Genomic DNA, 10,071 nt, shown 5'->3' on the forward strand with positions numbered 1-10,071 from the left:
GGGTCGTCACACCCTCAGGTATCGCCGGAGCGTGACGAAGGAGGCCAGGACACAGATCAGAACGCCCACCACGGTGGTCAAGGTGATGACCTGGGCGACCTCGCTCCAGCCGAGCTGGGTGGACAGCACGAAGTACTGCTTCATGCCGTCGAACAGCACGATCTTGGCGAACATCAGCATGACCGCCGAGATCACGCCGCCCACGAGGCCGGCGATGGTGCCCTCCATGACGAACGGCAACTGGATGTAGAGGTTGGAGGCGCCGACCAGGCGCATGATGCCGGTCTCGCGTCTGCGGTTGTAGGCGGACAACCGGACGGTGTTGCCGATCAGCAGGATGGCCGCGAACACCTGGATGAGCGCCACGATCAGCGCGGCCGTGCGCAGCTTGCCCATGAGACCGAAGAACTTGTCCAGGAGCTGCTGGTCGTTGACGACGTTGGACACCCCGGGCGAGCCGCTGAGCACGTCGAAGACGGCCTTGTAGTCGTTCGGGTCCTTGAGCTTGACGCGGAACGACTCCGGCATGTCCTCGACCTTGACGGCCGAGAGGAACACGCTGTTGCTGCTGTAGGCGGCCTTGAAGTTCTCGTAGGCCCTCTGCTGACCCTCGAAGTCCACCCTCTCGACCTGCGGCAAGCTCTGGATCTTCGCCTGCAGCGCCTGCTTCTCCTGGGCGCTGACCGCGCCGCGGCCCTTGCAGGCCTCGAAGGGGTCGTTCTTCTTGCACAGGAACGCCGAGAGCTGGACCTTGTCGGTCCAGTAGTTGCTCATGTTCCCGACCTGTGCGTTGATCATCAGCCCAATGCCGAGCAGCGCCATTCCGATGGCCACGGTCACGATGACCGCGATCGTCATCGTGAGGTTACGGCGAAGGCCGATCCAGACCTCAGAGAAGATGAAGTTTGCCCGCATGCTGTGGGTGTCCCCTGTTGTTCTCGCTGGGTGATCAGTACGCCTGGCCGTACACGCCGCGCGACTGGTCCCGGACGATCTTGCCGTCCTCTAGTTCGACCACGCGCTTGCGCATGGAGTCGACGATGGCGGCGTCATGGGTGGCCATGACGACGGTGGTGCCGGTCCGGTTGATCCGGTCGAGCACCTTCATGATCCCGATGCTGGTGGCGGGGTCGATGTTACCGGTGGGCTCGTCCGCCAGCAGGATCATCGGCCGGTTCACGAACGCGCGTGCCATGGCGACCCGTTGCTGCTCACCTCCGGACAGCTCGTCGGGCATGCGGTGGGCCTTGCCTTCGAGGCCGACCAGCTCCACGACCTCGGGCACCACCTTGCGGATGAACCGCCGGGGCTTGCCGATGACCTCCAGCGCGAAGGCCACGTTCTCGTACACGTTCTTGTTGGGCAGGAGCCGGAAGTCCTGGAACACGCAGCCGATGCGGCGCCGCAGGTGCGGCACCTTGAAGTTGGACAGGCGCGCCAGATCCTTGCCGGCGACATGGATGGCGCCCGAGTTCGGGCGCTCCTCCTTCAGGACCAGCCGGAGAAAGGTCGACTTCCCCGACCCCGAAGGACCGACCAGGAACACGAACTCCCCCTTGTCGACGTCCACGCTGACGTGGTCGAGGGCGGGCCGGTTCTGGTTAACGTAGACCTTGGTGACATTATCGAAATGGATCACAGGCGCATCACGGCATGCCAGTCTAGGGGTTAGGACGGTAGCGGGAGTGGCCGCGTGAGCCACATCGCATTGCTCGCCGGTCGGGGGGCGCCGGTCTTTACCATCGATCGACGTTCCGGTTGGCCGAGGCTCAGTCTAGGGGTAACACTGGCATGGAACGTCCATAACGGAAACAAAACGATTCCACACTCGCTAACAGCATGGTAAAGCGATCACCGTGGAGAGGGAGATATCCCGTGAGCTGCGAACATCTGGTCTGCGCACAGTGCGCCGGCCCTGTGGTCGAAGGACGCTGCCCCGCGTGCCGGGCCAGCAGGGACAGGCTGCACCACCATGGGCTGGGCGGCCTGTCGCCCATGCTCGTCGCGATCGTGCTGGTCGTGCTGCTGGTGTTCACGCTGACGCTCAAGCACCTGTACGGCGCCTGAGCGGCGTTCCGGCGGCGCCGCTCGGCGTCGCCCACGCGGCCGGGCGGCCGTGAGCCGCTCCGGCCGGCGAGGGACCGCACGGTGGTCAGCCCGCCACGCCCGCCGTCCTCCTGGCGCGCCCGCCTTCGCCCCCGGCCGCCGTCACCGAGCCGGACCGCGGCGGGACCGAAGCCATCGGGCCGTCACTGGCCGGCGCCGGCCTCCTGGCGGCGCATCCAGCGGATCTCACCCTCGATGAAGTCGTCCAGGTCGCCGTCGAGGACGGCGCTCGGGTTGCCCGCCTCGATGGACGTCCGCAGGTCCTTCACGATCTGGTAGGGGTGCAGGACGTAGTTGCGGATCTGGGTGCCCCACGAGGTGGTGGACTCGCCCCGTAGCTCCGACATCTTGTCGGCCTCTTCCTGCCGCTTGCGCTCCAGGAGCTTGGCCTGCAGGACCGTCATCGCCGAGGCGCGGTTCTGCAGCTGGGAGCGCTCGTTCTGGCAGGAGACCACGATGCCGGTGGGCAGGTGGGTGATGCGCACCGCCGAGTCGGTGGTGTTGACGCCCTGGCCGCCCGGCCCGGAGGAACGGTAGACGTCGATGCGCAGATCGTCCTCGTTGATGTCGATGTGGTCGGTCTGCTCGACGACCGGGACGATGTCGACGCCCGCGAACGAGGTCTGGCGGCGGCCCTGGTTGTCGAACGGGCTGATGCGCACCAGCCGGTGGGTGCCGTGCTCGCCGCGCAGCGTGCCGTAGGCGTACGGCGCCTTGACCGTGAACGTGGCCGACTTGATGCCCGCCTCTTCGGCGTAGCTGGTGTCGTAGACCTCGGTGGGGTAGTTCTTGCGCTCGGCCCAGCGCAGGTACATGCGCAGGAGCATCTGCGCCCAGTCGGCGGCGTCGACGCCCCCGGCCTGGGAGTTGATCGTGACGAGCGCCTCGCGGGCGTCGTAGGGGCCCGACAGCAGCGTGCGGACCTCCAGCGCGTTGACGTCACCGCGCAGGGAGGCGAGCTCGCGCAGGGCCTCCTCGCGGGTGTCGGCGTCGTCCTCGGCCTCGGCGAGCTCGAAGAGCACCGAGACGTCGTCGAGGCGCCGGATCAGGTTCTCGACGCGGTTGAGCTCGCCCTGGAGATGGGAGAGCCTGCTGGTGACCTTCTGGGCGGCCTCGGGGTCGTTCCACAGGTCGGGCGCGGCGGCCTGCTGCTCGAGCTCGGCGATCTGCCTGCGCATTGCGTCGAGATCCAGCACATCCTGAATGCCCTTCAGCGTGCCGGTAAGCTCGTTGATCTCTTCTGCGGGATCGATGGCTGCCACATCTGCCAAGGGTACGCGACACCGGAGGCACCTCGCGCGTGGCTAGCATGGGCGCGGGACTCATCGGGAGGCGAGCGTGACAAGGACCATGCGTGTCGCCCTCGTCTTGCTGCTCTTCGCCCTGGCCGCCTGCTCCACAGGGGGCGGGCCGCCGCGCCGGTCCCCGGACGCCGTCCCGGCCTCCGCGCCCGCGACCGCCACCCCCGTCCCCTCCGCCTCTCCGTCCCCGACCGGCGACGCGCCGGCGGTGACGCCCGAGGACGCCGCCGTGATCGCCCGCAAGGTGCTCGGGGCGGAGGACGCCGCGAGGGCCTGGGGCGCGGAGTCCTACGCCGTCGACCTGACCCGCGACGCGCAGCGCCTGTTCACCGTGACGGCGTTCAAGTCCACGCGCATGAAGCCCGCCCGCTACACCTGGGGCGCCCCGCGGGTGCTCGTCCCCCGGCTGGGCCGTGACCGCTACCCCTACTGGTTCGCCGCGGTCGCCGACCGGCGCGACGCGCAGGGCCGCGACCGGACGGCGCTGCTGGTCTTCATGAAGGAGTACCCGACCTCCCTGTGGCAGCTCGGCTTCGCGTCGCTGCTGTACCCCGGCACGAAGCCGCCCGCCGTCCTGCTCGACCGCGAGGGGTACGCCACCGCGCTCCCCACCCGTGACGACTCGATCGCGATCAGCCCCCACCTCATGGCGCCGCTGCACGCCACGATCGCCGAGGAGGGCCCCGGCGGGTTCGCCGCCGGCCTGATCGCGGCGGGCCCGCAGACGACCGGCTACTTCACCGAGGTGGGCAAGGAGCAGCCCGAGGCCAAGGGGCGCGGGCTCCTCTACGACTCGATCTTCGCCGCCACCACCTTCCCGATCTTCGCCCTGCGGACGACGGACGGCGGCGGCGTGATCATGTACTCGCTGACGCGCACCACGCTGCGGCAGGTCAAGACCGACAACGCCCTGGGCCTGGTGCCGGTGCCGAGGAACGTCCGCTGGGCCACGGGCGACAGGCCCGTGGTGCGGCGCAAGCTGCGCGTCGAGGAGACCCAGCAGTACGTCACCCAGGTCTCGCGCAAGGGCGCGACCACCCCGGCGAAGGTGATGGGCTTCGACGGCACCCCGACCAGCGTCACCAGCGACATGCCGATCGAGGAATGAGCGTCCCCGCCCGGCCCGTCGCACGCGACGAGCCGGGCGTACGGCGGACGGTCAGCCCTCCGCGTGCGGCAGGTTGCTGGTGGCGACCAGCGTGCGGATCGCCCGCAGCGCCACCGACAGCGTGGCCAGGTCGAAGTGGTCGCTCTCCCAGATCTCCGACAGCGTCTGGCGCGCCCGCGCCACCGCCGCCGAGTTGGCCTGCGACCACCCCGCCAGCCGCTCCTCCGGCGACAGGCCGGGCAGGCTGTGGGTCAGCACGTCGCGGGTCAGCGTCGCGTGCGCGGCGTACAGGTCGTCGCGCAGCGCAGCGCGGGCCATGGAGTTCCACCGGTTGTCGCGCGGCAGGGAGATGACGCGCTCCCTGAGCCGGGCGAGCTGGAGCCGGTCGGCCAGGTCGAAGTAGACCTCGGCGACCTCGCCCACCGGCCGGGCGGTGCGCGAGGCGATCTCCACCAGGTCGAAGGTCGAGTACGCCGGAACCATCACCGCCGCCCGCTCGGCCAGGTCGGCGGGGACGCCCCGGTTGACGAAGCCGTCGCGGCGCTCCTCGAACGCGGCGACGTCGGGGCCGGCCAGCAGCTTGGGCAGGTGCGGCAGCAGCCCGTCGGCGCCCTCGGCGAAGAACCGGGCGGTCGAGGCGAGGTCGAGCGGCGGCCTGCGGTTGCCGAGCAGCCAGCGCGCGCCGCGTTCGGCGAGCTTGCGGCCCTCCAGCAGCATGGCGAGCTGGGTGGCGGTGTCGACCTTGTTGTCCAGGGCCTCGACGGCGCGCCAGAAGGTCGGCAGTTCGAAGACCTCCCGGGACACCAGGTAGGCCCGGGCGATGTCCGGGACCGAGGCGCCGGTCTCCTCGCCGAAGCGGAAGATGAACGTGGTGCCGCTGGCGTTGACCAGGTCGTTCACCACGCCGGTGGCGATGATCTCGCGGCGCAGCGGGTGGGCGTCCATGGCCGCGCGGAACCGCTCGCGCAGCGCCGTGGGGAAGTAGGACACCAGCCACGGCTCCAGGAAGGGGTCGTCGGGCAGGTCCGAGGCCAGGAGCTGGTGGTCCACCGTCAGCTTGGTGTAGGCGAGCAGGACGGAGAACTCCGGGGCGGTGAGCCCGATCCCGGCCTGGCGGCGCTCGGCGAGCATCTTGTCGGAGGGCAGGGCCTCCAGCTCGCGGTTGATCACGCCGTCGCGTTCGAGCTTGCGCAGGTAGCGGGCGTGGATGTGCAGCATCTGCGGCGCCTGCGCACGGGCGGCGGCGAGAACCACGTTCTGGGCCTTGTTGTCGCGCAGGACGAGCCCGGCGACCTCGTCGGTCATGTCGAGGAAGAGCTGGTCGCGCCGGCGCTCGCCCAGCTGGCCGTCCCGCACCACCCGGTCCAGCAGGATCTTGATGTTGACCTCGTGGTCGGAGGTGTCGACGCCCGCGGAGTTGTCGATGAAGTCGGTGTTGACGTACCCGCCGTTCAGCGCGAACTCGATGCGGGCGAGCTGGGTGAGGCCCAGGTTGCCGCCCTCGCCGACGACCTTGCACCGCAGCTCGGAGGCGTTGACCCGCAGCGAGTCGTTGGCCTTGTCGCCGACGTCGGCGTGGCTCTCGGAGGACGCCTTGACGTAGGTGCCGATGCCGCCGTTCCACAGCAGGTCGACGGGGGCCTTCAGGATCGCGTTGATCAGGTCGTTCGGGGTGAGCGCCGCCACGCCCTCGGGGATGCCGAGCGCGGCGCGCGTCTGCGGGGAGATGGGGACGGACTTGGCCGTGCGCGGCCAGACCCCGCCGCCGGACGAGATAAGGGTGGGGTCGTAGTCGGCCCACGAGCTGCGCGGCAGCGCGAACAGGCGGGAACGTTCCTCGAAGCCGCGCTCGGGATCCGGCGAGGGGTCGACGAAGATGTGCCGATGGTCGAAGGCGGCGACCAGCTTGATGTGGCGGGACAGCAGCATGCCGTTGCCGAAGACGTCGCCGGACATGTCGCCCACGCCGGCGACGGTGAAGTCCGTGGTCTGGACGTCGACGCCCATCGACCGGAAGTGGTAGGCGACCGACTCCCAGGCGCCGCGCGCGGTGATGCCCATGGCCTTGTGGTCGTAGCCGACCGAGCCGCCGGAGGCGAACGCGTCGCCGAGCCAGAAGCCGTACTCCTTGGCGACGCCGTTGGCGATGTCGGAGAACGTCGCGGTGCCCTTGTCGGCGGCGACCACCAGGTAGGTGTCGTCGCCGTCGTGGCGGACGACGTCCGGCGGGGCGACGACCTCGTTGTCGACCAGGTTGTCGGTGATGTCCAGCAGGCCGGAGATGAACTGGCGGTAGCAGGCCACGCCCTCGGCCATCAGCTCGTCGCGTCCCCCGCCCGCGGGCGGCCGCTTCACGACGAAGCCGCCCTTGGACCCCGTGGGCACGATGACGGTGTTCTTGACCATCTGCGCCTTGACCAGGCCGAGGACCTCGGTGCGGAAGTCCTCCATGCGGTCCGACCAGCGCAGCCCGCCGCGCGCGACCTTGCCGAAGCGCAGGTGCACGCCCTCGACCCGGGGAGAGTAGACGAAGATCTCGTACTTGGGCCGGGGCAGCGGCAGCACGCTGATCGCCGAGGAGTCGAACTTGACCGACAGGTACGGCTTGCGGCGTCCGTCCACGTGCTGGAAGGCGTTGGTGCGCAGCGTGGCGAGGATCAGCTCCAGGTAGGCGCGCAGGATGCGGTCCTCGTCGAGCGAGGCGACCTCGTCCAGCGCGGCCAGGATCTCCTCGTGCAGGGCCTCGCCCAGGTCCACCCGCGTTTCCTCGGTGCGGCGCGGGTCCAGCCTCGCCTCGAACAGGCTGACCAGCAGCCGCGCCAGCCGGACGTTGCCGAGCATCACCTTCTCGATGTACCGCTGGCTGAAGGTCGTGCCGGCCTGGCGCAGGTACTTGGCGTACAACCGCAGGATCAGCGCCTGCTCCCAGGTGAGCCCGGCGGCGAGCACGAGCCCGTTGAAGCCGTCGCTCTCGATCTCGCCGCGCCACAGCACCGCGAAGGCGTCCTGGAACAGCCGCTTGAACTCCTCCAGGCCGATCGCGTCGGACACCGGGCAGCGCAGGCCGAAGTCGTAGATCCAGGCCGTGGGCTCCCCCGCGCGCGAGATCTCGTACGGCCGCTCGTCCACGACCTCGACGCCCATGCGCGACAGCAGGGGCAGCACCTGTGACAGGGAGACGGCGCCGCCGATCCGGTACACCTTGAAGCGGAGCTGGCACTGGCTGCGGTCGCGCGGCTCGTACAGGTCCATGCCGATGCCGTCGGGAGTGGCGGCCAGGTCCTCGATGCGGCGCACGTCGGCGACGGCGGTGCGTGGCGAGAAGTCGGCCTTGTAGCCCTCGGGGAAGGCCCGCAGGTAGCGGCGGGTGAGCGTGGCGACGTTCCGCTCCGACCACTCGGGCCGGTCGTCGGGCTTGCCGAGCTCCCCGGGGGCCGTGGCGTCCACGGACGGGGGCTCGCCGATCGCGGCGACGAGGTCGTCCTCCCAGGAGCGCGTGGTGGCGGCGATGCGCGCCTCCAGCTCGGGCAGGTCCACCTCGGCGCCGGCGAGCCGCTTGCCGCGCTCCCCGCGGATCACGATGTGCAGCCGGGCCAGGGGGGACTCGTCGATCATGGTGCTGTAGTCGAGCGACCTGCCGCCGAGGGCCTGCATCAGGATGTCCTGCATGCGGACGCGCACGTCGGTGGTGTACCGGTCGCGGGGCAGGTAGATCAGGCAGGAGATGTACCGGCCGTAGTCGTCGCGGCGCAGGAACAGCTTCACCTGCTTGCGCTCGCGCAGGCGCAGCACGCCGAGCGCGATCGTCATCAGCTCGTCGGCCGGGATCTGGAACAGCTCCGAGCGGGGGTAGGTCTCCAGGACCTCGATGACGTCCTTGCCGTCGTAGCTGTCGGGGGTGAAGCCGGCCTGGTCCAGCACCTCCTCCAGCTTGCGGCGCAGCACGGGGATGCGCGAGATCGACTCGCTGTAGGCGACGTGCGTGAACAGGCCGAGGAAGCGGCGCTCGCCGATGACCTCGCCGTCGGGCGAGAAGAGCTTGACGCCGATGTAGTCCAGGTAGGCCGGGCGGTGCACGGTGGCACGGCTGTTGGCCTTGGTGACGATGAACAGCTGTTTCTCGCGGGCCTTGGCGCGGATCTCCGGCGGCATCGCGGCGAAGCTGGCCGAGCCCGCCTTGTCGGCGCGCAGGATGCCGAGGCCGGTGCCGGGCAGCGCGCGCAGGCGGTCGCCGTCGGGGGCGGTCTCCAGCCGGTACTCGCGGTAGCCGAGGAAGGTGAAGTGCCCGTCGGCCAGCCAGCGCAGCAGTTCCACGGTCTCCTCGACCCCGCCGGACGCCCCGGTCACGGGCAGCGGCGGCGGGTCGGTCGCGAGCTCGCCCGCGATCCTCTCGGCGAGCGCGTGCATCTTGGGGAAGTCCTCGACGGCGTACCGGACGTCGGCCAGGACGCGCTGCAGGTCCTTCTCGATCTCCTCCAGCACCGCCGGGTCGGCCTGCCGGTCGATCTCGAGGTGCGTCCAGGACTCGTCCAGGATCTGCCCGGTGTGGACGTCGTCGTCCTGTTCGAGCATCTGGCCGGTCATGTCGCGGCGGACGCGCATCTGCGGGTGGACGATCAGGTGGACGCCCACGTCGTGGCGGTCCAGCTCCATCGTGGCCGAGTCGACGAGGAACGACATGTCGTCGGTGACGATCTCGACGAGGGAGCGCCCGAGGTCGAAGCCGTGCTCCTCCACGGTCGGCGTGTACGCGCGGACGAGCGCGCGGCCCTGGGGGCGGTGGGCCGCCAGCCTGCGGTGGGCCATCGCGGGCGCGCACAGCTCCACGGCGTCGCGGCCGGTCAGCTCCTCGGGCGCGACATGCCGATAGTAGAGCCGGAGAAAGGCCAGGATGTCGTCACCGTCGAGACCGTCGCCGCGGTGCGAGCCTGCGCACTGTTCCGCGGCGGATCTCAGAAGCTGATCTGTCGCCTCGTCGAGGGGCATGTCGCTCTCACTCCTTTGTGAGGGGTTCATGGTGGTCCATGTGGTCATGGCTGGGACCGTGCTTCCAGATGAGGGGGGATCGCGACGATCACGTGCGGCCATGCCGGGGGTTGAGAGGAGGGTAGGGCAAAAACGGCGTCCGAAATCCGCCCCGGCGGGTCACGCCGTGCGGCTCCGGCGCCGCCGTGGATGCCGGCGGGCATGCCGATGACGGCACCCCCGGACGTGCTCACGGACACCTGATACCTCCCCCTGGCGAGCCGGTTTCCCGATCTCCGTTGATCGGGGCCCTCACCCCGCCGTACCCGATACCAGCCCATCACACATAAAACGTCAACCAGCCCGAAACAGGCGTATTCCCCGCCCCTCAGAGCCTCTCGCGATCCACCCGTACAGCTTGACCGATCTGTGATAAACCGACGCGGATTTGGGGACGTCTCACTGAGCCCATTTCACCGTGATGCTGCAGGTCACAGGGTGGCGACAGATCCGTTGTCTTGATCGAGAAGTAAAGAAGCCTCTGGTAGAAGGGTTGTCGACCAAGATCAACCATCACCAGAGGCTCGCATG

The 10,071-nt window shown here is 69.5% G+C and carries 7 protein-coding genes; 2 read left to right on the top strand and 5 right to left on the bottom strand.

Going from position 1 to position 10,071, the window contains the following annotated elements; genetic code table 11:
• Window positions 1–6: 6 nt before the first annotated feature.
• Both ftsX and ftsE read right to left on the bottom strand, forming a co-directional pair.
• A complete protein-coding gene (gene ftsX / locus DQ384_RS13965; RefSeq protein WP_114029178.1) occupies window positions 7–915 on the bottom strand; it encodes a permease-like cell division protein FtsX in 909 nt (302 codons plus the stop codon).
• A gap of 34 nt (window positions 916–949) precedes the next feature.
• A complete protein-coding gene (gene ftsE, locus DQ384_RS13970) occupies window positions 950–1,639 on the bottom strand; it encodes a cell division ATP-binding protein FtsE (RefSeq protein WP_114029179.1) in 690 nt (229 codons plus the stop codon).
• A 236-nt stretch (window positions 1,640–1,875) separates the two neighbouring features.
• On the opposite strand from ftsE, the gene DQ384_RS13975 reads away from it, so the two are divergent.
• Window positions 1,876–2,067, top strand: a complete 192-nt coding sequence (locus DQ384_RS13975) for a hypothetical protein (protein ID WP_114029180.1) — start codon at window positions 1,876–1,878, stop codon at window positions 2,065–2,067.
• A 182-nt stretch (window positions 2,068–2,249) separates the two neighbouring features.
• Here DQ384_RS13975 and prfB read toward each other — a convergent pair whose 3' ends face one another.
• Window positions 2,250–3,368, bottom strand: coding sequence for a peptide chain release factor 2 (gene prfB, locus DQ384_RS13980; protein ID WP_114029181.1), 1,119 nt, complete (start codon window positions 3,366–3,368; stop codon window positions 2,250–2,252).
• A gap of 76 nt (window positions 3,369–3,444) precedes the next feature.
• On the opposite strand from prfB, the gene DQ384_RS13985 reads away from it, so the two are divergent.
• Window positions 3,445–4,515 carry a DUF8094 domain-containing protein gene (locus DQ384_RS13985; RefSeq protein WP_147268770.1) on the top strand — a complete coding sequence of 357 codons (1,071 nt, stop codon included), beginning with the start codon at window positions 3,445–3,447 and terminating at the stop codon, window positions 4,513–4,515.
• A gap of 51 nt (window positions 4,516–4,566) precedes the next feature.
• Here the strand turns inward: DQ384_RS13985 and DQ384_RS13990 are convergent, their stop codons facing one another.
• A complete protein-coding gene (locus DQ384_RS13990) occupies window positions 4,567–9,501 on the bottom strand; it encodes an NAD-glutamate dehydrogenase (RefSeq protein WP_114029183.1) in 4,935 nt (1,644 codons plus the stop codon).
• A 367-nt stretch (window positions 9,502–9,868) separates the two neighbouring features.
• A partial coding sequence (locus DQ384_RS42165) for a hypothetical protein (RefSeq protein ID WP_220182927.1) occupies window positions 9,869–10,071 on the bottom strand: 203 nt, incomplete at its 5' end.

The sequence above is a fragment of the Sphaerisporangium album genome (assembly GCF_003323745.1).
Taxonomy (GTDB): Bacteria; Actinomycetota; Actinomycetes; order Streptosporangiales; family Streptosporangiaceae; genus Sphaerisporangium; species Sphaerisporangium album.